The sequence below is a fragment of the Mycobacterium sp. NGS41 genome (genome assembly GCF_059812725.1).
On sequence record NZ_JCALDF010000001.1, the window covers coordinates 199,531 to 222,307 of the forward strand.

At 65.5% G+C, this 22,777-nt stretch carries 18 protein-coding genes and 1 pseudogene; 4 read left to right on the top strand and 15 right to left on the bottom strand.

Annotated elements, in window-relative coordinates; genetic code table 11:
* Nucleotides 1-34: 34 nt before the first annotated feature.
* The 4 genes from AC5Y21_RS00950 to AC5Y21_RS00965 all read right to left on the bottom strand — a co-directional run bounded on the left by AC5Y21_RS00950 (nucleotide 35) and on the right by AC5Y21_RS00965 (nucleotide 6,155).
* Nucleotides 35-796 carry a class I SAM-dependent methyltransferase gene (locus tag AC5Y21_RS00950; RefSeq protein ID WP_499908492.1) on the bottom strand — a complete coding sequence of 254 codons (762 nt, stop codon included), beginning with the start codon at nucleotides 794-796 and terminating at the stop codon, nucleotides 35-37.
* Nucleotides 797-861: 65 nt separating this feature from the next.
* Nucleotides 862-2,406, bottom strand: a complete 1,545-nt coding sequence (locus tag AC5Y21_RS00955; RefSeq protein WP_499908494.1) for an adenylate/guanylate cyclase domain-containing protein — start codon at nucleotides 2,404-2,406, stop codon at nucleotides 862-864.
* A 74-nt stretch (nucleotides 2,407-2,480) separates the two neighbouring features.
* Nucleotides 2,481-4,466: a serine/threonine-protein kinase gene (locus AC5Y21_RS00960; RefSeq protein ID WP_499908496.1), complete on the bottom strand. Its 1,986-nt coding sequence runs from the start codon at nucleotides 4,464-4,466 to the stop codon at nucleotides 2,481-2,483.
* 90 nt (nucleotides 4,467-4,556) lie between these two features.
* Nucleotides 4,557-6,155: a PucR family transcriptional regulator gene (locus AC5Y21_RS00965; RefSeq protein WP_499908498.1), complete on the bottom strand. Its 1,599-nt coding sequence runs from the start codon at nucleotides 6,153-6,155 to the stop codon at nucleotides 4,557-4,559.
* Nucleotides 6,156-6,239: 84 nt separating this feature from the next.
* On the opposite strand from AC5Y21_RS00965, the gene pruA reads away from it, so the two are divergent.
* Nucleotides 6,240-7,880 (top strand): L-glutamate gamma-semialdehyde dehydrogenase, encoded by a 1,641-nt coding sequence (gene pruA, locus AC5Y21_RS00970; protein ID WP_499908500.1) that lies wholly within the window; start codon nucleotides 6,240-6,242, stop codon nucleotides 7,878-7,880.
* The gene (locus tag AC5Y21_RS00975) at nucleotides 7,880-8,842 is read left to right on the top strand and encodes a proline dehydrogenase family protein (RefSeq protein WP_499908502.1); all 963 of its coding nucleotides are present in this window, start codon (nucleotides 7,880-7,882) and stop codon (nucleotides 8,840-8,842) included. Before pruA ends, AC5Y21_RS00975 begins: the two co-directional genes overlap by 1 nt.
* A gap of 15 nt (nucleotides 8,843-8,857) precedes the next feature.
* On the opposite strand, the pseudogene AC5Y21_RS00980 reads toward AC5Y21_RS00975, so the two are convergent.
* From AC5Y21_RS00980 to AC5Y21_RS01030, 11 genes and pseudogenes are all read right to left on the bottom strand, one after another.
* Nucleotides 8,858-10,218 (bottom strand): annotated as a pseudogene (locus AC5Y21_RS00980) (HNH endonuclease signature motif containing protein).
* 181 nt (nucleotides 10,219-10,399) lie between these two features.
* Nucleotides 10,400-10,912 carry a GNAT family N-acetyltransferase gene (locus AC5Y21_RS00985; protein WP_499908504.1) on the bottom strand — a complete coding sequence of 171 codons (513 nt, stop codon included), beginning with the start codon at nucleotides 10,910-10,912 and terminating at the stop codon, nucleotides 10,400-10,402.
* Nucleotides 10,909-11,514 carry a TetR/AcrR family transcriptional regulator gene (locus AC5Y21_RS00990; RefSeq protein WP_499908506.1) on the bottom strand — a complete coding sequence of 202 codons (606 nt, stop codon included), beginning with the start codon at nucleotides 11,512-11,514 and terminating at the stop codon, nucleotides 10,909-10,911. Before AC5Y21_RS00990 ends, AC5Y21_RS00985 begins: the two co-directional genes overlap by 4 nt.
* Nucleotides 11,514-12,584: a zinc-binding dehydrogenase gene (locus AC5Y21_RS00995; RefSeq protein ID WP_499908508.1), complete on the bottom strand. Its 1,071-nt coding sequence runs from the start codon at nucleotides 12,582-12,584 to the stop codon at nucleotides 11,514-11,516. Before AC5Y21_RS00995 ends, AC5Y21_RS00990 begins: the two co-directional genes overlap by 1 nt.
* 10 nt (nucleotides 12,585-12,594) lie before the next feature.
* Nucleotides 12,595-13,764: a lipid-transfer protein gene (locus AC5Y21_RS01000; RefSeq protein ID WP_499908510.1), complete on the bottom strand. Its 1,170-nt coding sequence runs from the start codon at nucleotides 13,762-13,764 to the stop codon at nucleotides 12,595-12,597.
* Nucleotides 13,761-14,240 carry a MaoC family dehydratase gene (locus tag AC5Y21_RS01005; RefSeq protein ID WP_499908512.1) on the bottom strand — a complete coding sequence of 160 codons (480 nt, stop codon included), beginning with the start codon at nucleotides 14,238-14,240 and terminating at the stop codon, nucleotides 13,761-13,763. The genes AC5Y21_RS01000 and AC5Y21_RS01005 overlap by 4 nt, the downstream gene beginning before the upstream one ends.
* Nucleotides 14,237-15,355, bottom strand: a complete 1,119-nt coding sequence (locus tag AC5Y21_RS01010; RefSeq protein WP_499908514.1) for an acyl-CoA dehydrogenase family protein — start codon at nucleotides 15,353-15,355, stop codon at nucleotides 14,237-14,239. Before AC5Y21_RS01010 ends, AC5Y21_RS01005 begins: the two co-directional genes overlap by 4 nt.
* A gap of 6 nt (nucleotides 15,356-15,361) precedes the next feature.
* Nucleotides 15,362-15,772 (bottom strand): Zn-ribbon domain-containing OB-fold protein, encoded by a 411-nt coding sequence (locus AC5Y21_RS01015; RefSeq protein WP_499908516.1) that lies wholly within the window; start codon nucleotides 15,770-15,772, stop codon nucleotides 15,362-15,364.
* Complete coding sequence (locus AC5Y21_RS01020) at nucleotides 15,772-16,317, bottom strand: FAS1-like dehydratase domain-containing protein (RefSeq protein ID WP_499908518.1); 546 nt, start codon at nucleotides 16,315-16,317, stop codon at nucleotides 15,772-15,774. The genes AC5Y21_RS01015 and AC5Y21_RS01020 overlap by 1 nt, the downstream gene beginning before the upstream one ends.
* 29 nt (nucleotides 16,318-16,346) lie before the next feature.
* Nucleotides 16,347-17,543 carry an acyl-CoA dehydrogenase family protein gene (locus AC5Y21_RS01025; protein ID WP_499908520.1) on the bottom strand — a complete coding sequence of 399 codons (1,197 nt, stop codon included), beginning with the start codon at nucleotides 17,541-17,543 and terminating at the stop codon, nucleotides 16,347-16,349.
* A 3-nt stretch (nucleotides 17,544-17,546) separates the two neighbouring features.
* Nucleotides 17,547-18,722, bottom strand: coding sequence for a cytochrome P450 (locus tag AC5Y21_RS01030; protein WP_499908521.1), 1,176 nt, complete (start codon nucleotides 18,720-18,722; stop codon nucleotides 17,547-17,549).
* A 202-nt stretch (nucleotides 18,723-18,924) separates the two neighbouring features.
* On the opposite strand from AC5Y21_RS01030, the gene AC5Y21_RS01035 reads away from it, so the two are divergent.
* Nucleotides 18,925-20,412 (top strand): aldehyde dehydrogenase family protein, encoded by a 1,488-nt coding sequence (locus AC5Y21_RS01035; RefSeq protein ID WP_499908925.1) that lies wholly within the window; start codon nucleotides 18,925-18,927, stop codon nucleotides 20,410-20,412.
* Nucleotides 20,409-22,691, top strand: coding sequence for a CaiB/BaiF CoA transferase family protein (locus AC5Y21_RS01040; protein ID WP_499908523.1), 2,283 nt, complete (start codon nucleotides 20,409-20,411; stop codon nucleotides 22,689-22,691). The genes AC5Y21_RS01035 and AC5Y21_RS01040 overlap by 4 nt, the downstream gene beginning before the upstream one ends.
* Nucleotides 22,692-22,777 lie beyond the last annotated feature (86 nt).

The following is a 22,777-nucleotide window of genomic DNA, read 5'->3' on the forward strand; positions in this document are numbered from 1 at the left end:
AGCCAGATGGTCGATCCGTCGACCCTGTCGCCGGTCAGGCGGGCTTGCGGGCGTCGATCAGCACTCGCGAGGTGGAGGTGACGAATGGCCCGTCTGCCTCGATCTGCTGATGCAGCCGCAGCAGCGTGTCGCGATGCGCGTCGACGGTGAAGCCGGGAATCGCCCACACCACTTTGCGCAGAAAGTAGATCACCGCCCCCACGTCGAAGAACTCCACCCGCAGCCGTTCCAGCCGCAGATCGACCACCTCGAGTCCGGCCGCGGCGGCGTCGTCTCTGACCGCCTCGGGGCTCAACTGTCCGTGGCCCAGGACCTCCGGCTGCGGACCCACGAAATAGTCGATCAATTCCCGCATAGACGCCGGGCCGACGTGTTGGGCGAAATAGCTGGCGCCGGGTTTGAGGAGGCGGGCGATTTCATCCCACCACAGGTCGACCGGGTGCCGACTGGTCACCAGGTCGAATGCGGCGTCGGCGAACGGCATCGGACGTTCGTCACATGCGACGACGACCACGCCCAGGGGATGCAGCAATCGGGTGGCCAGGGTCAGATTCGGCGGCCACGACTCGGTGGCGACGATCGTCGGCGGAAATGGACCGGCCCCCGCCAGAACCTCGCCTCCGCCGGTTTGGATGTCCAGAGCGGACGTTACGGTCGCGAGGCGATCGCGCAGCAGCCGCTGGTATCCCCAGGTCGGGCGTTCTTCGGTGGCTCGGTCGTCCAGCCAGGAGAAGTCCCAGCCCTCCACTGCGACCGAGTCCGCCTCGGCGACTAGTTCGTCAAACGTCGCTGTCATCCCCCCATCATCGCCACCCCGCCGTCAGGCGTGCACCGAGACCTGAAACCGCGTCGCGGCTCTGGTCATTTGCGGCCGGTGGCCGGCGCGATGCGGGCCATCCCGCGCAGGATCCACGGTGCCCGCTTCGCCATCACGGCCACAGCGCGGTCCGAGCGGCGCATTGCGGTCCGAGCGCCGGGGGTGGGCAGTGAAACCAGTTGCGCCTCAGGTGATCCCGCCCGGGGCCCGCGACGATCGACCGCCAGCAGTTGCCAGCTGCCGGGCACACCACGCAGCTCGACGCTGCCGCGGTCCTCAAAGCCCGTGCCCGAGCCGACGACCAAATCGCGCACGGTGCTCGAGACCAGGATTTCCCCGGCACCGGCGTGGCCGAGGATGCGCGCCGCGATGTGAACCGCGATCCCCCCGATGTCGGCATCCAGCAGTTCGCACTCGCCGGTGTGAATGGCGGCGCGGACCTGGATGCCCAGCATCTCCGCCTCAGTGCGTAAGGCCTCGGCGCAGCGGATCGCCTGGGTCGGCCCGTCGAACGTGGCCAAGTGACCGTCGCCGGTGCTCTTGACCACGGTGCCGCCGTAACGCTCCGCGAGGTCGGCGGTGATCTCACCAAAGCGCTGCAGCACCGCGCGCCACCGCTCGTCACCCGCCGCCGCGGCGTGTTGCGTCGAGGCGACGATGTCGGTGAACAACACGGTGCGCAGCGCCCGATGCGCCTGTGACGGGGCCGCATGGGTGCCGGTGAGGAACTCCTCGATCCCGACTAGGACCTTGTCGGGCTCCGTGAACCAGGGCAAGTGGTCCGTACCGTCGACCTCGAGGTACTCCGCGCCCGGGAGGTGGTCGGCGAGGTAGCGGCCGCACTGCACCGGAACGACGTGGTCCTCGCGGGCATGGATGACCAGTATGGGCGCGGTGATCGTCGGAAGAATCGGTCGTACGTCGAGCTGAAATGACGCTTCGAGCGACGCGCGCGCCATCCCCGGGCTGGCACACATGCGCTCCGACATTGCGAGCTGGCGCAATCGACCGGACGCCGACGGAAAGCTGATGCTGAACGCCGCTCCGGTACCCCACCCGGAGCGGACCGCGCGGCCGATTGCCTGAATACGGGCGATCTGCTCCAGCGACGGCATATAGTCCGCACCCAGCTCGGGAAGGTGGCGCTCCCACACTTCGGCCGGGTCGCGGTCCAATGCGTCCCACCCGCCTGCTTGAAACGAGTATGTGCAACAAAGGATCAACGCCCGCGTTCGCTCCGGCCGTGTTGCCGCGAACAGCATGGCGGCCGGGCCGCCGTCGCTCCCACCGAATATGGCGGCACTTGTGAAGCCGGCGGCGTCCATGACGGCCTCGATCTCAGTCGCCCGATCCTCCAGCGTGCGAACGCGCGGGACCGGATCTGACAGCCCGACCCCGGCCTTGTCGAACACGACGATGCGACAGAAGGTGGCCAGCTGGTCGAAGAAGGACTTGAACTCGGGCACCGTCCAAAACAGGTCGAGATGGCTGACGAAGGGCCCCGTGAAGACCAGCTCGACCGACCCGTCGCCGAACACCTGATATGCAAGGCTGAGCTCGCCGCACGAAGCGTACGACGTTTCCGCCACGGCATTGAGCATAGCGACGGCGGACGCTAGCCGTACGGTATCCGCGCTGGTTGGTTACGCGGTCACCAAACCATTCAGTCGCTCGTTCGTTCGTATTTCACGTCTTCGTCCCACGAGCCGGCGCAACCAGTGTCGATGACGTCCCGGTGTCCATGGCCGGTTAACAACGTGATGGGGTTTTCCGGCGGTTGTGGAAGCGGAAGGTCCCAATTGATTTTCGTTTGCGGGGACCCGTAACCGGGGCATGTCTTCTTGCCGTCGAAGTTGTAAGTCCACTTTCCGTCCGCGAACACCAAGAAGTCGTAGGCCTTATACGCATAACTGATGCAGCGTTCGCCGGTTCGAAGACATTCGGTCTGCAAATTGGCATCCCATTCGACCGGCTTGCGGTTCGTTTTCGGCGTCATTGTCGCGTGGTAGTGGCCGTGCAACCCTGCGGCCGGGGAGGGAACCCGCGCCGCCTGACCGTCTGGGTCCGGGAGGCTGCTCGCGTCGACGTCTCCGACCCGAGTGAAGGTGACGGTTCGCTCGGTGACGCAGTTTCCGTCTGTGCTGATTGCGAAGTATTTGCCGACCAGTGTTCCGGCCGGTCGTGGTTCCAGCGTGATAACGGTCCAGAAATCGGCGGGGAATGTGCAGCCGCTGAAGCCCGAGACGCCCGGCGGCGCGGAACTCACTGAGGTCACGGCGACCGCATGCCACTGGCCGCCGAAGTCGTCGAACACGAATGCCGGCTGCAGGGTAGGAGCGTCCGTAGCGCGCGCTGTTGCCACACAGCCGGTGGACCGGCATGACGAACGGACGGACCACTGCCCGGATGACGGCGTCCCGTCTTTATCCGTCGCCCCATGGGTGCTCGACGCGCTGAAGTTGGCGCGGTAGACGCCGGTGAAGGGTCCGCTGCTCGGCGTGTTCGCCGGTCCAGCCTGGTGTTTGCTGCTACTGCCGCCTTTGGTGAACACCACAACCAGGACGACTGCGACGATCAGGGCCACCACCGCGGCGCCACCCGCCAGCACGATCCGGTTTCGTCGTCGTGAGGTTCGTTGGTTGCCGTGCGGCGGACCGAGATTCGGTGGCGGAAAGCTGGGACCGAATCGGGGCGGGCCGGGCGTCGGGCCGAACTGGGTGGGGCCGAACTGAGTGGCGTTCGCGGCTGGGCCGAATTGGGTGGGAGCCGCCGGCCAGGCGCCGTCCTGGCGGTGTTGGGTGTGCGGTGTCGGCCACACCGGTTGGGGGCCGCTGACCGGTGCATTCACCGCGGCGCGTGCCGCGCTGGCGAGCTCCTTGGTGTTCGCGTAGCGCTCGTCGGGATTCTTGGCCAGCCCCTTGGCGATGACCCCGTCCAGCCCTGGGGGGAGGTCGTGGCGGAGGCTCGACGGGCGTGGTGGAGGTTGCGTCAAGTGGCCGCCGAGCTGTTGTTCCAGGCTGTCGCCGGGAAATGGTTGACTGCCGGTAAGGCACTCGTGCAGAACGCAGGCAAGGGCATAGACGTCCACACGATGGTCGGTGTGTTCGCTGGTTATTCGCTCGGGGGCAAGATAGGCAAAGGTGCCCAAGACGTTTCCGGTGTGGGTCAGCGAAGTTTCGCCGGTGGCGCGCGCGATGCCGAAATCGATCAGGTAGGCGAAATCCTCGTCGGCGACCAAGATATTGGACGGTTTGACGTCGCGATGGACCAAGTTGATGCGGTGTGCGGCGTTAAGTGCCGAGGCCACCTGGTCGACGATGTACACAGCGCGGGCTGGTTCGAGCGGCCCGTCGGCCAGGATGGATTGCAGGTCGCGGCCCTCGATGAGCCGCATCGTGACGTACAGCCGGCCGTCGATTTCGCCGAAGTCGTGGATCGGCACCACGTGGGGCTCGTTGAGCCCGGCGGCTGAACGGGCTTCGCGCCGGAATCGCGTCTGGAAGACCAAATCGTCGGCGGAGCGTTCGGGCAGGACTTTGAGGGCGACGACCCGCTCGGTCATGGTGTCGAAAGCACGCCACACCTCGCCCATGCCGCCGCGACCCAGCAACTCGATCAATCGATAGCGTCCGAACGGCGTCCCGTCCACGTCAGCCTCCCTCGCAACGTTCGGTACAGCGACACCATAAGTCCCCGAAACGGTATCGCGCAGCCACTACGAGTTTGCACACACGGGGAGTTAGGGCCGCTCCAAGGCCCGCAGCCCTAGCGAAAACAGTAGCCGCACATCGGGATCGGCCAATGAGGTCGACAGCAGCTTCTCGACCCGCCGCACCCGGTAGCGAACGGTGTTGGGATGCACCTGCAGTAATTGCGCCGCGGCAGCGATGTCGCCGAAGCTGTCCAGGTAAGCGCGCAGCGTCTCGGCCAACACCGGATCCTGCGCGCACAGGTCGCGTACCCGGGGGTCGACGAGCCGCGGCTCGCTGCCGACGAATGTGACGATCTCGTCGAGCAGCACCGTGGTGCGTGCTTCGGTCAGTGAAATCACGGGTCCCAAAACCGGATGCCGCGCAGCGCTTTCCAGTACCCGATCCACCTCGCCGCGCGCGGAGACGACCGCGGCCAAGCCAGGTAGCGGTGCGGCAATGGCGGCCCGCAGCTGTAGCCCAAGCTCGGTGCGCAGGGCGCCGATCGTGCCGCGGACCCACGAGGTGACCGACCTGGCCGTCGCGATCGCAGGCAGCAGCACATACATCCGCGACCCGTATGACGCGACCTGGGCGTCGTGCCGAAAGGCGCTGGCGCTCAACGCCAAAACGTCGGCCAACCGCGGATTCTGGGGCCCGGTCTCAACGATGTCGAAGCCGATCAGCGAGGCGTTTCCGTCGGCGGCCAGGCCGAGCTCGCGCGCGATATCGGCCACCTCGACGGGCTCCCCGTCGTTCAGGCCGAGCAGTTGCTGCACCCGTCGCGCGTGAGTGGATGGCCGGGCGGCCAGCCGCGAAATGATCCGGGCGGCAAGCACTGATGCGCCACGCAGCATCTCCTCGGCGTCGTCGGCCAATGGTTGCGACCCTTGCTGCACCCAGATGGCGCCGGCGAATACCGGCGGTCGCGGTCCCCCGGCCGATGGGTGGTGGATCCCGATCGCCAGCCGCGGACGCAGGCCAAGTTCCGGCCTCTCGGCAACCCGCACCACGTCGCTGCCGGCGCGCAGCGCGTCGAAAATGCCCCACTGGCCGATCCATTCGAGATGCTCAGGAGGGCCGGCCCGGCCCAGGATGGACAGCCGCCGCAGCTCGTCGGCTTCGTCGTTGGAGGCGGAATAGGCCAGTACATGCGATTGGACGTCTTCGATGCTGACCATGCCGTGGATCCGGTCGGCCAGCGACTGCGCCAGACCGAACAGGTCGGTGCCAGAGTCGTCCGTCGGGTCCGCGCGGTCCCCGTGATGCTGTAAGACGTGATCGACCAGCCGGTACAACCGCTCCCAGCGGGCCTGCGGCTCGACGGCGACGACCGCTGAGCCGGCTGCGACGGCCTTGGTCACCAAGGCGTCCGACGGCTCCTTGACCAGGATCGCCACCGGCGCGTGCCGTACCTGACGGTCGAGCCAGCGCAACGCCTCGGCTTGGTTCTCCACGGTGACGCCCAGCAGGAAGAAAAGGTCGGCAGACCCTGCGCCCGCGGCCATACCGAGCCGGACATCATCGGAATCGATCAGCGCTGCCGTCGCCACTGGAAGGTCCAGGCCCCGCGGCGCCTCGACCAGGCTGACCAGGGTCGCGTCCAGCGCCAGCAGCAATTGGCCCAAGCCGACACCCGCCGCTCCCATGTTGTCCGATCGTACTAGCTCATGGGCGAATCGTTGTCTGATCAGCCAACCAGTTGAGCCGTTTCGGCGGGGATCCTGGCAAGCATGGACGCGATCACTGGGATTTCGCACGTGCCCCCACCGGCCAACGAGCCGGTCCACGACTACGCCCCGCATTCCCCGGAACGCACTCGACTCCAAGCGGAGCTGGCCGCATTGGCTGACCAACCGATCGACCTCCCGCATGTCATCGGCGGCAGACACCGGATGGGCGACGGTGAACGGATCGGCGTCGTCCAGCCGCACCGCCACGCCGCGAAGCTGGGTACCTTGACCAATGCCGTGCACGCCGATGCAGCTGCGGCCATCGATGCGGCCACGACTGCCAGAGAGGCCTGGGCAGCGTTGCCGTTCGACGAACGCGCTGCGGTGTTCCTGCGCGCTGCCGATCTGCTGGCCGGGCCGTGGCGGGAAAAGATCGCCGCCGCAACGATGCTCGGCCAATCGAAGTCGGTGTACCAGGCCGAGATCGACGCACCCTGCGAGCTGATCGACTTCTGGCGCTTCAATGTCGCATTCGCGCAGGAGATTTTGACGCAGCAACCGATCAGCGGGCCAGGGGAGTGGAACCGCAGCGACTACCGCCCGCTGGACGGCTTCGTCTATGCGATCACACCATTCAACTTCACCTCGATCGCCGGTAATTTGCCGACCGCACCGGCGCTGATGGGCAACACCGTGGTGTGGAAGCCGTCGATCACCCAGACCCTGTCCGCGTACCTGCTGATGAAACTGCTCGAGGTCGCCGGACTGCCGCCGGGGGTGATCAACATGGTCACCGGCGACGGCTTCGCGGTTTCTGATGTGGCGCTGGCTGATCGGCGGCTGGCCGGCATCCACTTCACCGGATCGACGGCAACGTTCCAGCGGCTGTGGTACCACGTGGGCACCAATATCAGTCGCTACCACAGCTATCCGCGGTTGATCGGCGAGACCGGCGGCAAGGACTTCATCCTCGCCCATGCGTCGGCGCACCCGGATGTGCTGCGCACCGCGCTGATTCGCGGCGCCTTCGACTACCAGGGCCAGAAGTGCTCGGCGGCGTCGCGAGCGTTCATCGCGCATTCGGTATGGCAGCGGATGGGAGACAGTTTTCTGAGCGCGACCGAGGATCTGCGCTTTGGAGACATCACCGACATGACCAACTACGGTGGCGCGCTGATCGACCGACGCGCCTTTATCAAGAATGTCGACGCTATCGAGCGGGCGAAAGGCGCACCTGGGGTCACCATCGCCGTCGGTGGCGAATACGACGACAGCGAAGGCTATTTCGTGCGTCCGACCGTGTTGCTGTCCGACGACCCTACTGATGAGTCTTTCTCGACCGAGTACTTCGGTCCGCTGCTGTCGGTCCACGTCTACCCCGACGATCAGTACGAGCGAATCCTCGACGTCATCGACACGGGATCCCGTTACGCGCTGACCGGCGCGGTCATCGCCGAAGACCGGCAGGCCGTGCTGGCCGCACAGAACCGGTTGCGGTTCGCGGCCGGCAACTTCTATGTCAACGACAAGCCAACCGGAGCCGTGGTCGGACGGCAGCCGTTCGGCGGTTCACGCGGCTCGGGAACCAACGACAAGGCGGGCTCCCCGCTGAATCTGTTGCGCTGGACCTCGGCACGCACCATCAAGGAGACGTTCGTACCCGCCACCGATCACCTCTACCCGCACATGGGATCGGACTAGTGTCCGGACTGTTCGCCAACACACTTCGTCCGGCGATACTGGCCGCGAGCCACAGGAAAGGCCTGCGGCGTGCCGCCGAACGTCTGCCCGTCACCCGCAGTGTGGTGCACCGGTTCGTGCCGGGGGAGACCCTCCACTCTGTGGTGAATAGTGTTGCCGTACTGCGGGAGTCGGGTCGCTTCGTCAGCATCGACTATCTGGGCGAGGACGTGCGCGACGTCGACGATGCGAAGGCCACCGTGCAGGCGTACCTGCGTCTGCTCGATGTGCTGCGCAGCGACAGTGCCGATCGCGTGCGGCCGCTGGAGGTGTCGGTCAAGCTTTCGGCACTGGGGCAGGCGCTCGAGCACGACGGCCAGAAGATCGCCTTGGACAACGCCCGCATTATCTGCGCGCGGGCCCAGCAGGTGGGTGTCTGGGTCACGGTCGACGCCGAAGATCACCGCACCACGGATTCGACGTTGTCGATCTCCGGTGACCTGCGCGTCGACTTTCCCTGGCTGGGAACGGTTTTGCAGGCCTATCTGCACCGCACGTTGGACGATTGCCGGGAGCTGGCTACCGTCGGGGCGCGGGTGCGGTTGTGCAAGGGCGCGTACGACGAGCCCGTATCGGTGGCTTACCGGGACCGCGACGACGTCACCGACTCGTATCTGCGGTGTCTGCAGGTGCTGATGGCCGGCACCGGTTATCCGATGGTGGCGTCCCACGACCCGCAGATCATCACCGCGGTCCCCGCGTTGGCTCGCGAATCAGGGCGTGACGTTAGCGATTTCGAATACCAGATGCTGTTCGGCATCCGCGACGACGAGCAGCGGAGGCTGGTCGATGCTGGTAATCAGGTACGGGTGTACGTGCCGTACGGCACTCAGTGGTACGGCTATTTCATGCGCCGATTGGCCGAACGTCCGGCGAATCTGACGTTCTTCGTGCGGGCACTGGCCGAACGTTCGGGCCACTGAGGGTATGTCTCGGCGTCAAGCGGGTTCGTCGTCGTCGTCGCGGAGGAATCGTTCGGGGTGGTGGAACGCGTTCGTTCTTGGTTGTCCATGGTCGAGGTGTGGCGGTGGTATCCATTCGGTGTCGCCGCGGGCGTTAATGCGTGTGGTCCAGCCTGTTTCGACGAGCCGGTTATCCGGGCCGCAGGCCAGGGTGAGGTCGTCGATGTCGGTGCGGCGGGTGGTGGTCCAGCCTTGCATGTGGTGGGCCTCACTGTGGTAGGCCGGCGCAGGACAGCCGGGCTTTGTACACCCACGATCCCTGGCGTACAACATGATTCGCTGCGCTGGCGAGGCGAAGCGCTTGGTGTGAACAAAGCCAAAGGTTTGCCGTTGTCGAATAGCGCCAGGTAGTGATGGGCGTGGCTGGCCATTCGGATCACATCCGACATCGGTAGCTGCGAGCCGCCGCCGGTGAGGGCTTTGCCGATGGCGGCTTCGAGTTCTTGGAGTGTGGCGATGATGACGATCGACACCGGCAGGCCGTTGTGCTGACCCAAATCCCCTGAGGCCAGCAGCGCCCGCAGTCCGGCCAGCAAGCCGTCATGATTGCGTTGGGCTTGAGATCGGGTGTCGCGGCGGACCGCGTCCTCATCGGGTACATCGTCGATGACCGGTGTTTGGTCCTCGGGGTTGCAGGCGCCGGGGGCGGCCAGTTTGGCCAACACCGGTTCGAACGTGGCCCTGGCCTCGGGGGTCAGGTAGCCGCTGATGCGCGACATGCCGTCGTATTCCTGCTTACCGAGCGTGATGCCGCGCTTGCGGGCGCGCTCCTGATCGTTTAGTTCGCCATCGGGGTTAAGCCAGTCCATCACCCGCTGGGCGTATTTGGCCAACTCGTCCGGGCGGTAGTGGCTGGCCTTGGCGGCCAGGTCGGCGTCGGCGGCTTCACGGGTAGGCAGGTCCACCTCGGCAGGCAGGTGGGCAAAGAAGCTGCGGACCACCTTCACATGCGCGTCACCGATCAGTCCCTGGCGCTGGGCGGCTGCGGTTGCGCTCAGCTGTGGCGGCAGCGCCTCGCCGGTCAGCGCGCGACGCTGACCCAGATCTTCGGCTTCGGCGATGCGTCGGCTGGCCTCGGCTTTGGTGATGCGTAGCCGGTTGGCCAGCGCCGTGGGCAATGTGCCGCCCAGTTCTTGGTCGCCGGCCTGCTCGCCGACCTGATTGATCAACGTATGCTGGGGTGCCCGAAGCTGGTGGGTCACCCGCTCCAGGCGCTCTAATGCCCGCAATCGCTCTGGAGTGGTCAACACGTCAAAGGACAACTCGCACAATCGTTCAGCGTCGGCATCGAGCGCGTCGAAGACCTCGACGATCTCTTCACGACTGCTCGCACCCATGCCCCAAAGTTTACGAACGACCACCGACAAGAATCGCCGCGTTGGGACTACTGAAACCACAGTGACACAAGGGATTTGCACGCTTTCGCGTGCAGACGCAAAAGCACTTGAATCCGGCCAAGTTTGAATGATTTTGCGTCTACTCACCATGAGCGCCGCGCCTGCTCGCGGACACAAGAAATCAGTCGAGTGTACGTCGGTACCGCACTTCGTCCATTTCCGCACCCGCAATGGTCTTCGTCTGCCGCGCACCGTCCAGCGTCCAGCCGTCGCATTCATAGAACCGCCGCGCGCGCAGATTCCCGTCCAGCACCCACAGCGCGGCGTCGGTGTAACCAGCAAGCCGCATCTGCTCTCGGGCGGCGCCGATCAGCAGTCGACCCGTGCCACTATCCCAACAGCCAGGTTCGACGTAGATCGCCAGCAGCTCAACGAAATTCGGAGGCATGTCTTCACCTCGATAGGGACCGAACATCACCAGGCCGCAGATAGTTTCGTCGTCGACCGCGACCAACGTCGTCGGCAGGTCAGGGCCGGTTCGCTGAAAAGCGTACTTAGTGGCCCAGACTTCAGGCTTGAGACTGTCCAGGTAGGCCTGGGCGATCAGTCCTCGGTAAGCCACCTGCCAGGCGCGGATGTGCACGCGGGCTACAGCCAACGCATCGTCTGGCAGCGCCTGCCGAATCTTCGTCACCCTTGACGCCTGGGCCGCGGGCGATCGCTGGCGAACCCGCGTACCACATGTGCGCTGACGAACTCGGCAACTACTTCGGGATTGTCCATATCGCGGATCGGTGATGCCGTGCTGAACAGCGAAAACAGTATGCGCGCGAACCATTCACCGGCGGACTCGATGTCGAGGTCTTTACGGACCTCGCCGGTGAGCTTGGCGGCCGAAAGATAGGGCGCAAAAAAGTCGACACATTCGCGCAACAGCACCGCGGCGTCTTTGGTCAGCAGCAGGCTGATCGCATCTTCGTCAAAGTACTCCTCGGAGGCGATCGCCCGCCGCGCCTGAGTCACGAATACGGCTGCGCAGGAGAGCTTTTCCTCCAGCGAGGTGCCGCGGCCCATCGCCCTGGACATCTCGCGGTAGAACTGCTCGGAGGCGTGCTCGGCGCAGGCTTCCAGGATGGCGCCCTTGTCGCGGAAGTACTCGTAGATCGTGCTGCGGGAGACGTTCGCCTCCTTGGCGATATCGACGATCGTCGTCTTCAGCAGGCCGTGCTTGCGGAAACAGGCGTACGCGGACTCGATGATGAGGTCGCGGGTATCCGTCTCGGTCGTATGAGTCATCAGGGCACCAGAGCTCCTCGGGGCACCAAACCGGCATCGGCTGAGGCGAAAGCGTCGTTTACGTCGGCGAGGTGGAACGGCTCGGGCATCAGCCGGCCGAACGGAAAGCTGGTGTGCTGAAGGAAGGACAGGCCGATCGCGAGCGTGACCGGATCGTAGAGCATCACGCCGCGCACCGACTTGTTGCCGTAGACCAGCGCGCTGGGATCGAGCTCGAAAGTACGGCCCATCCCGATGTTGCCGACCTCGAGCAGCGTGCCGCCGTTGTGGAGGAATCCGACGCCGTCGGGGATGACACCCGGGACGCCGACCACCTCGAGCACCCAGTCGGCGCCGATGCCGTCGGTATGTCGCTGCACCTGTTCAGTGACCTCAGCCGTGGACATTCCGCTGGCGTCGATGCAGTGGGTGGCGCCGAAATCCGCTGCGACATCCAGGCGCCCGGCGATCTTGTCGATGACAATCACCGACGCGGCACCGGCGGTGCGGGCCACGGCGGCGGCGTTGATGCCCAGGCCGCCGGCGCCCTGGATGACGACGGTGTCGCCCAGCCGGACGTCGCGTAGCGCGAACAACACCTGGGCCAGCGCGCAATTCAGTGGCGCGACGGCTTCATCGGGTAGATCCTCGGGTACTTTGTACAGCGGCTGGCGCCGGGTGGTGTAGTAGTACTCGCCATATGCGGCGACGAAATGCGGCTCCTGGACGTGGGTGCGGTATTCGCCGGCCATAAGGTTTTGGCACGCATACGACCTGCCGCGCGCACACGCATGACATTGCCCACAGGTCCAAAAGTATGGTGTAACAACACGATCGCCTACGCCTAATGGTTTGCCGGCGGCATCGTGGGTCAGCCCTTCGCCCAGTTCGGCTATTTCGCACACCATTTCGTGCCCCATGGCAAACGGACATGGCAGCGGCAGCTCGCCGCGGAAGATGTGTAAGTCGGATCCGCAGATGCCGGCCATTCGCAGTTTGAGCGCCGCGGTTCCGGGAGCCGGTGTGGTGAGCGGGAAGTCGGCCAGCTCGATCGGCCCGCCATGTGCGGTCAGCACCGCGAGTTTAGGCATATGGCTCCCCCTAGTTAGCCCGCGCGAGGATCAGCCCGCTGGTCGGCACACCTGTGCCCGAGGTGACCAGCACGTGTTCGACGTTGTCGACCTGGTTGTACGACGTGCCGCGCACCTGACGCACGCCTTCGGTGATGCCGTTCATGCCATGGATGTACGCTTCGCCGAGCAGCCCACCGTTGGTATTGATCGGCAGCGCGCCGCCCAGCGACAGGTTCTCGACGGTTGCGAAATCCTTCGCCTCGCCGCGCCCGCAGAAACCGAGCTCCTCGAGCTGGGTGAACACGAACGGCGTGAAATGGTCGTAGATAAACGCGGTTTGAATGTCCTGAGGCTTCAGGCCCGAATCGCGCCACAGTTGCTGGGCCACCACCCCCATCTCGGGAAGGCCGGTGATGTCCTCACGGTAATAGCTGGTCATCATCTCGCCGTCGGAGGCCGCGCCCTGTGCTGCCGCGGTGATGATTGCCGGCGGCTGGCGCAGGTCGCGTGCGCGCTCCGCACTGGTAACGACGAGCGCGACACCGCCGTCGCTCTCCTGGCAGCAATCCAGCAGCCGCAGCACGGGTTCGACGATCCAGCGCGAATTCTGGTGGTCTTCCAGAGTTATCGGACGCTGGTAGAACCACGCATCGGGGTTCTTCGCCGCGTGCGCTCGGTCGACGACGGCGACCCTGCCGAAGTCCTCGTTGGTGACCCCGTACGTCGACATGTAGCGCTGGGCGTGCAGCGCGACCCAGGCCGCGGGAGTGAGCAATCCGAACGGCGCGTAGTGCGCCATGAACAGCGGGGTCTCCGCGCTGGTACGGCCGCTGCCGCCGAATCGGAAGCCGGAACGTTCGTTGAACGCGCGCCAGCACACCACCACGTCGGCGACACCTGTGGCGACCGCCATTGCCGCGTGCACGACAGTGCCGGCCGCGGCGCCCCCGCCATGGTGGACGCGGCTGAAGAAGCTCAGGTCTCCGATTCCCACGTTGCGGGCGATGTCGATCTCGTCGCTGGCGTCCATGGTGAACGTCACCATGCCGTCGACGTCGGCGGGCTCCAGACCGGCATCATCCAAAGCGGCGCTGACCGCCTCGCAAGCCAATTGCAGCTCGCTACGGCCGGATTCCTTGGAGAACTCGGTTTGGCCGATCCCCACGATCGCCGCGGCGCCGGGCAGCGTGTTAGTCATGCGCCAGCTCCGCCTTGATGGTGGCGACGCCGGGCCGCCACGTCGAGCAGGCTGAGCACCGCGGTGCCGGAGACGTGATTGCCCAGACTGTTGGCGCCCTGGAACGTTACCTCGACGAAGTTCTCTCCGGCAGCGCCTTCGGTCTTACCGGTCACGCTGCCGGTGAATCGCAGCGGGTCGTCCGGAAAGCACGGCACGCCAAGGCGAATCGACAGGTTCTTGACCATCGCCTCGGGTCCGGCCCAGTCGGTGAGGAAACGCACGCAGTACCCGTTGGTGGTCAGGATGTTCATGAACAGGTTGGGCGAGCCCTGCTTGTTGGCGTAGTCACGGTCGTGGTGCACCGGCATGAAGTCGCGGGAGGCGATCGCGCCAGCAACGATCATCGTTGTGGTGATCGGGATTTCGAGTGGATTCACTTCGTCGCCGACCGAGATGTCGGCCCATTTCACAGTGTGGGTCTGCACAGTCGTCATGCGTGTCCTTCCGAATATGTTGCGCCAAGGCCGGCCAACTGGACAACAGCCGGGCCGAGGGCGAGTTCGTTGTGTTTGGCCCACAGGAAGTAGCGGTGTAGGGGATAGCTGGTGTCAATTCCGATGCCGCCGTGTACCTGTTGGGTGGTGGCGGCGACACGGGCGCCCGCCTCGGCGGCCCAGAATTTCGCGATGCGAGCTGCCCGGTCCGCCGGCCGCCCGTGCGCGATCAGCCATGCCGCATGCCAGGTGGTCCACCGGATCGCCTCGACGTCGATGAAGGCGTCGGCCATCCGCTGCTGCACCGCCTGGAAACTGCCGATCGGGCGGCCGAATTGCTCGCGTTGCGTGGTGTATGCAGCAGCCATCCGCAAGGCCCGCTCCGCCACGCCCAGCTGGATCGCGCAAAGCCCGACCAGGGCGCGGGTGTGCAGCGAATCGATCAGCCGCTCGCCGTGGGTGCCGAGCCAGTCTTCGCTGGAAACGGTTGCGCCGTCCAGGAATACGTCGGCGTGCGGCTCGCCACTGGTGGTTCTCACCGGTCGAACCTCGACTCCGCTCGCCTCGGTGGCAACCAGAAACAAGCCCCCGCCGCCGTCGCGTATCGAGGCCGGAATCAGCACAGTGTCAGCAAGTTGGGCGGCGGGCACCAGTTCTTTGGCGCCGTCGAGCCGCCAGCGCGATCCGTCGCGCCGAGCTGTTGTTGAAGGCGCGCAAGGATCTGAGCGCCCCGGCTCGGCCAGTCCAGCAGTCAGTATGCGGGTTCCCGCGACGACACCGGGCAGGAACCGTTGCTGTTGCTCGGCATTGCCGTACTGGGCGATCGGGTCGGCGCCCAGCAACAGCGTCGGGTAGACAGGTACCGGGGCCACGCTCCACCCGACCTCGGCCAACAGCACCCCGAGTTCCACAAAGCCAAAGCCGTTGCCGCCCACCGACTGGGGCAAGGCGGTGCCCAGTAGGTCGAGTGCTGCGAGTTCCTTCCACAGCGCCTCGTCGTAGCGGATGTCGCCGGCTTCGACTTCGGTCAAGTGATCCGGTGTGGCCCGGCGCTCGAACAGCTCGCGGGCGAGTTTCGCGATGGTCTCCTGCTCTTCGGTGAAGGTAAAATCCATGCGCAGTTACCCACCCGCCGGCCGGAACTGGTGCAGCACAAGGTCGCCGTCGGCCCCGTCGAAGGTTTGGTAGTAGACCTCCACGGGCATTCCGACCGTCACATCGGCCGGGTCGATGTCGGTCAGGTTGGACACCAGCCGCACGCCTTCCTCGAGTTCCACCAGCACCACGACGTAGGGATAGTCGAAAAACGGGAACCGCGGCTGGTGCGGCATCACGAAGCTGTAGACGGTGCCCCGGCCCGACGACTCGACCGCTTTCCAGTCCAGGGAGCGGCAGTTGGGGCACATCGGGCGGGACGGATGGCGCAGCTGCCCGCATCCGCCACAGCGCTGGATCAGGAGCTTGTTCTCCCGCAACCCATTCCAGAAGAATTCGGTATCCGGGCTGATCGTCGGCGCCAGTCGGGTCGCCATCAGCGTTCCGGCCTGAATCGCAACACCCGGAATCGCTGCCGACCCAGCACCTCGCCGTTCTGGTCGGTGTAGGTGGTCAGCCAGGTCAGGAAGAAGCCGGTGCCCAGCGCCGTTTTCTTCTCGTCGGAGACCGACTCGTAGACCGTCGTTGCGCTGATGACGTCGCCGAGCCGCGGGTAGCGTTCAATCTCGAACTCCGAGTTGGTCGCCACGGTGCTGGTGTATCCGGCTTCGTCGAGGAATGCCGTTGGGTTGGACTTGATTTCGACGGGCGCGCCGCCGCGGTCGCCGATCCCTTCGAGTAGCGGCGACGGCATCGTCCAGGTTTGCAGCATGACCGGCGGCGACACGATGCCGCCGAACCGCGACGCGGCCGCGAAATCGGGGTCGAGGTAGACGGGGTTCATGTCGGCCAGCGCGTAGGCCCAGTGCCGGATCATCGGCTGATTGACCGGATCCGGTGCCACCGACGGCTTTCCGGTGCCGCCGGTGGGCTGGCCGACGAGTGCCCGCACCTTGGCGGTGACGGTTTCGGTATCGGTCACGTGGTACTGCCTCCTGACTAACGTGCTGATCATGTTTTAGCGGCCCGAAGGTCGCGAGGTGCCCGCGGCATAGATAATCCTGCCATCGCAATGATGTCTCGCTGGAGTTCGTTGGCGCCGCCGCCGAACGTATTGATGACCGCCATCCGGTACGCGGACTCCAGTGCCCCGCGCAGGGGAGCGTCGCTGCCGCGGCGTATCCCGTTGCAGTCCAGCACTTCCAGCAGCTCGCGCGCCACCTGCTGGGTCAGCTCGGTGCCGAACACCTTGGCGGCCGACGCCTCACCCATGCCGAGCACGCCCCCTGAGTCCTTCGTCATCGCCGCGTTCACTCGCAGATTGACGAGCTTGTAGGCGGCCACCTGAGCCTCGACACGGGCCAGGGCCAGGTGCACCCAGGGCTGGTCGATGACGCGTCCCCCGTCGAGCTCAGTGGCGATAGCCCATTCCAGCGTCTTCTCGAAGAGTGGTTCGAGTGCGCCGAGATTGCCCAGGGCAGCGCGTTCGAAGTTCAGTTGTGTGGTGATCAGCTGCCAGCCGAGGTTCTCTCCGGCCACGATCGCACTCGCGGGCACACGCACGTCGTCGTAGAACGTATAGAACGTGGATATGCCCGGCATGGTGTGCAGCGGCTGCCAGGAGAAGCCGGGCGAAGATGTGGGCACGATGAAGATCGAGATCCCTTTGTGCTTCTTGACGTTCGGATCGGTGCGTGCCGCCAGCCAGATGTAGTCTGCGTACGCGGCTCCGCTGGTGAACATCTTCTGGCCGTTGATCAGGTAGTCGTCACCATCGCGCACCGCGGTGGTACGCAGCGACGCCAAGTCGCTTCCCGCCTCCGGCTCGGAGTAACCGATCGAGAACTCCACGCTGCCGTCCAGGATCGCCGGCAGAAACTTCTGCTTCTGCTCTTCGGAGCCGTACTGCATGAGGGTCGGCCCCACCGTGTTGAGCGTCACCAGTGGGATCGGTGCATTGACCCGTCGCGCCTCCTCGGCGAAGATGAACTGCTCGATCGCCGAGAACCCGCGTCCCCCATATTCTTTCGGCCATCCGACGCCGAGCAGGTTGGCCGCCGCCAGAGCGCGTACACACTCACGCACCTCGGGACCACCCTCGATGCGATCGCCGATCGCGGCGATTCGTTCCGGCGTCATCACCTGGTCGAGCGTGGCCCGGATCTCGGCGCGCAACTGCTCCTGTTCGGGTGAGTATTCGAGATGCACCCGTCAGCCTCCCAGCCGTACCGGCATGCGCTTCACGCCGGGCACCATGGTGGCCCTCATCCGGTCCACCGCGCCAACCAGCTCAAGCCTGGGAAAGCGGCGCAGCAGTTCGTCGAAAAACACGGTCGCCTCCAGACGGGCCAATTGCGCTCCCACGCAGGAATGCTCGCCGCACCCGAACGCGATGTGCGGGTTGGGATGGCGGGTCACCTTGAATTCTTCGGCGTCGGGGCCGAATATCTCCTCATCACGGTTGGCTGACCCGTAGAGCATCACCACCACATCGTCTTTGCGGATCGACCGACCGCGAATCTCGACGTCGGCCGTCGCCGTGCGGGCCATGTGGACCACCGGGCTGTTCCATCGCAGCATTTCCTCGACCGCGCCCGGGACCAGGGCGGGATCGTCGACCAGCAGGCGGCACTGGTCGGGGTGTTTTATCAGCGCCAGCGTGCCCAACGCGATGAGATTTCGGGTGGTCTCGTTGCCGGCAACCAGCAACAGAAACGCGAAGTTGAGCAGGTCTTCGTCGGTGAGCCGGTGCTCGTCGATCTCCGCCTCGGCCAAGACCGACAACAGGTCGTCGCGCGGTTCCGCCCGCCGGGCGGCGATCAGTTTCTGGAAGTACGCGAAGAGCTGGCCCGCCGCCACGAAAGGATCGAGCTCGATCTCGGGGTCGGCGGTGCCGGTGGCCGCATCCGACCAGGCCCGGAATTGCTCCCAGTCGTCGGGTGGCGCGCCGATCAGCTCGGCGATCATGCGGGTCGGCAGCGGAGCCGCGATTTCCTCGGCGAATTCATGCACTGAATCGGGTTCGACGCGGTCCAGGATGCCCCGCACGATCTCACGGATTTTGGGTTCCAGCACGGCAACGCGGCGGCGGGTGAAGCCCGAGTTGATCAGCTTGCGCATCTGCCGGTGCCGCGGCGGGTCGGTGAAGATCAGGCCGCCCTCCTGCACTGGGTTGGGCATCGCCGGGTCTGGGATGGTGATGCCCTTCGTCGAGGAGAACAGGGCCGGATTGCTCGACACGAAGCGGACGTCTTCGTATTTCAGCAGCGCCCAGAAGTTGGTGACGTCGTTCCAGGACACCGGCTCCGTTTCGCGCAGCTCGCGGTAGGCGGGGTATGGGTCGCCTGCGTAGAAATCGGGGGAGTGCAGCGGAATTTGCGTGCGCACGGGCGGCCTCTCGCCAGGACATGGATCCGACAGATTGGTGCAATCTGTCCTGCGAAATGTGTCTACTCTGCACCGGCCTCAGCTGTCAATACAGACACAACATCTTGATATGGCCGGGAATTCAGGTCACCGATGATTGACGTCGTAGCCCAGCGGGTGTACACCAGGTGATTAGATGACCGACGCTTTTGTGAGGAACCAGATGACCGAGCAAGCGACTGAGTTTTGTCCAAAGGCACTGCCGAAACTGGTCGACAGCTACCAGCTCTACATCGACGGTCGCTGGGTCGAGCCGGAAGACGGTCGCTACGACGACGTCTCGCCGGCCACTGAGCAGACCATCGCCACCGCGCCCGACGCGAGCATCGCCCAGGCCGGTGAGGCGATCGGCGCCGCGCGGCGGGCTTTCGACAGCGGGCCGTGGGGCACCATGAGCCATCAGGAGCGTGCCGGCTGTCTCAATCAGCTCGGGGACGCGCTGATGAAGAACGCCGACGAGTTCTTCGCGCTGTCCCAGGTGGAGTGGGGATGCCTCGCGAACGAGCGGATGATGCAGGTTGATGGCGCCGCGTTCATGTCCATGCACGCGGCCCAGCTCGCCACTCAGCTGGCTGACCAGGAGGTCACCGGTATCGGCGCGGGCACCACGTTGCTGCGGCACGAGCCGCTCGGCGTCGTTGCGATCCTGACGCCGTGGAACTTCCCGCACTGTCTGAACGTCATGAAGCTGAATAATGCTCTGGCAGCGGGCAATACCGTGGTGTTGAAGCCCTCGCCGCTGACACCGCTGGCCGGGCTCGCACTTGCCCGGATCATCGACGAGCACACCGATATCCCGCCGGGCGTGGTCAACGTGGTCACCCCGTCGGGCATCGAGGCCGCCAAGCTGCTCACCACCGATCCGCGCATCGACATGATCAGCTTCACCGGAAGCTCGGCGGTCGGCTGCCAAGTCATGTCCGCCGCAGGCGCCACCATGAAGCGGATCTTGCTGGAGTTGGGTGGCAAGTCGGCGAGCATCATCCTCGACGACATGGTGGTCACCGACGAAATGCTGCAGCAGATGCTGTTCGACTGCTGCTCGATGCACGCCGGGCAGGCCTGCATCCTGCACAGCCGGCTGCTGCTGCCCGATTCGCTGCACGACGACGTCGTCGACCGGCTTGTTGCGCTGGCCCGCCAAGTGAAGGTCGGCGACCCCACTGATCCCGATGTGCAGATGGGACCGGTGATCAGTGCGGCGCAACGGGATCGGGTCCAGGCGCACGTCGACCGCGCGGTCAGCGACGGAGCGAAGCTGGTGACCGGCGGTGGGCGGCCGGCCGGCCTGGACGTCGGATTCTACTTCGAGCCAACGATTCTCACCGACGTCGGCCCGGATTCGACGATCGCCCAGGAGGAAGTCTTCGGGCCCGTGTTGACGGTGCTGCGCTACCGAGACGACGACGACGCGGTTGCGATCGCGAACAACTCGCGGTACGGGCTGTCCGGTGCGGTGTGGGGCACCGACACCGACCGCGCCGTAGGCGTGGCGCGACGCGTCCGCACCGGCCAGATCGCGGTCAACGGCGTCAGCCCCGGTGACGCGCCGTTCGGCGGATTCAAGCTGAGCGGGCTAGGTCGCGAGGGTGGCGGCATCGGCGGACTGCACCAGTACATGGAGAAGAAGGCCATCGGGGTCCCCGCGTGAGGGGACCCCTCACCAGGCTCCGTGTCGTCGAAATCGCCGAAGAGATCTCAGGTCCCTACGCCGCAAAGCTTTTCGTCGACCTCGGCGCCGAGGTCACCAAGATCGAGGCGCCCGCCGGAGACCCGTTGCGCCAGTGGGGCCCGTTTCCTAATGGCGTCGAGGATTCGAAACGCGGTGGCCTTTTCGAATACCTCAACGCCGGCAAGCACAGCGCAACACTCGATCTCGAACAACCTCACGCCCTGTCGGCCGCGTGTGAACTCATCGCCGGAGCGCACGTGCTGGTCGAGAATCACCCGCCCGGAATGCTGGAATGCTGGGGGCTGGACCTCGACACACTGCAACGCGTGAACCCAAACCTGGTGCTGCTGAGCATCTCTGCGTTCGGGCAGTGTGGACCCTGGCGTGACCGACCGGTCACGCCGCTGACCGTGCAGGCGGCGTCGGGCTGGATCAGTGTCCGGGACCCCGAGCGTCCGCCGGTACAGGCCGGCGCCCGGATCGCCGAGTACGTCGCGGGCGCCTACGGCGCGCTGGGTGCGCTGACCGCGCTGCGGTTGCAGCCGGCGGGACAGGTGCGGGTAGTAGACGTGTCCGAATTGGAGTCGCTGCTGTCGACGCTGCCGTATCCGATGCTGATGGCACAGCGGATGCGAAGCCTCGGCCTGCCGCCCAACCGTCGTTCGGCACCCATGCTCGGCGTGGTCCGGGCCGCCGACGGCTGGGTGGGGATCAACTGCCTGACCGGACAGCACTGGCTCGACGTGTGCGCGATGCTTGGACTGCCCGAGTACGCTGAGCACCAGATCGCGATCATGCTGGGCGGCCCGGAGCGTGCCGAGTTTTTCGCCACAGCCGAACCGCTGCTGGCCGAACGGACCGTCGCAGAAATTGTCGAACTCAGCCAGGCGATGCGCATTCCGGCCGCCCCGGTCAACGACGGCGCTACTGTGCTGGATTGTCCGCAGTACGCCCAGCGCGGGTTCTTCGTGGAGCAGGCGGGCTTTCGGCGCCCCGGAGCGCCGTTCCGATTCTCCAAAACACCAGTCGCACAGCCCCGCCCGGCACCGCGGCTGGGAAAGCCGTCGGAACCGTGGACCACCCGGGCCGAATCACCCTGCACCGCAGCGGGTTCTGTGCCTTTCGACGGACTGCGGGTGCTGGACCTGTCTACCTTTTGGGCCGGCGCGTATCTGACCTGCTACCTCGGCGCGTTCGGCGCCGATATCGTCAAAGTCGAGTCCATCCAACGGCCCGACGGGCACCGCTACTCGGGGGCATTTCCCTTCGAGGGTGACGACTGGTACGAGCGCAGCGCCCTCTGGCAGGCCACCAACCTCAACAAGCGGGATCTCACGCTCGACCTGACGTCGCAACGCGGCCGCGAGATCGTCCGCGAGTTGGCCACGCAGGCCGACGTTGTGGTGGAGAACTTTTCGCCGCGGGTAGTGGAGCAGTTCGGCCTGGACTACGACTCGCTGGTAGCGCTTAAGCCGGACGTGATCATGGTGCGAATGCCGGGGTTCGGTCTGCAGGGCCCGTGGCGCGACTACGTCGGCTGGGCGCTGAACATCGAGCAGACCTCCGGCATGTCGGCCGCAACCGGTTACCCCGACGGGCCGCCGTGCAACCTGCAAGGGCCGGCGGATCCCGTCGTCGGCGTGCACGCGGCCGTCGCATTGCTGGCGGCACTGGAGCACCGCAAGCGCACCGGCGAAGGGCAATTGATCGAGATCGCGCAGATCGAGGTCGCCGCCTGCCTGGCTGCCGAACCGGTGATCGAGTACTCGATGACCGGTGTCGTCCGGCCCCGGGAGGGGAACCGTCGGCGCGGCTATCTGCAGGGCGTCTATCCCACCAGCGTCGAGGATTGCTGGGTGGCGCTGTCGCTGCCCGACGATCAGCTGGTGGAACACGACGTGTTCGACGAGCTGGTCACCGCCTGGACCCGAACGCAGTCTCCGGCTGTGATCATAAAAACCCTTCGGGCACAAGGAATCCCGGTCGAGCAGCTGGTCACGTCCGATCAGATGTATGAGATCGAGCAACTCGACGCCCGCGGGTTTTACGAGGAGTTCGAGCACCCGGTCACCGGAGTGCGCCGCTATCCGGGCTGGCCATTTCGCATCGCCGCCGGGCCGGCGCGACACCACCGCACGGCCCCGCCCACCCTCGGCCAGCACAACGACGAGATTTTGCGCGCTCTGGGACATTCCGAGCAGGAGATTGCCGCCCTGCGTGAGCAACGCGTCATCGGCGAGCGGCTGCTGAACGGCTAGTGGTGATCGCCAGCGCGGCGGTCACGCCGGGCGAAGCGGGTCACCACCATCGAGCGAGCAGCTTTACCGCCACCGAGGCTGCATGC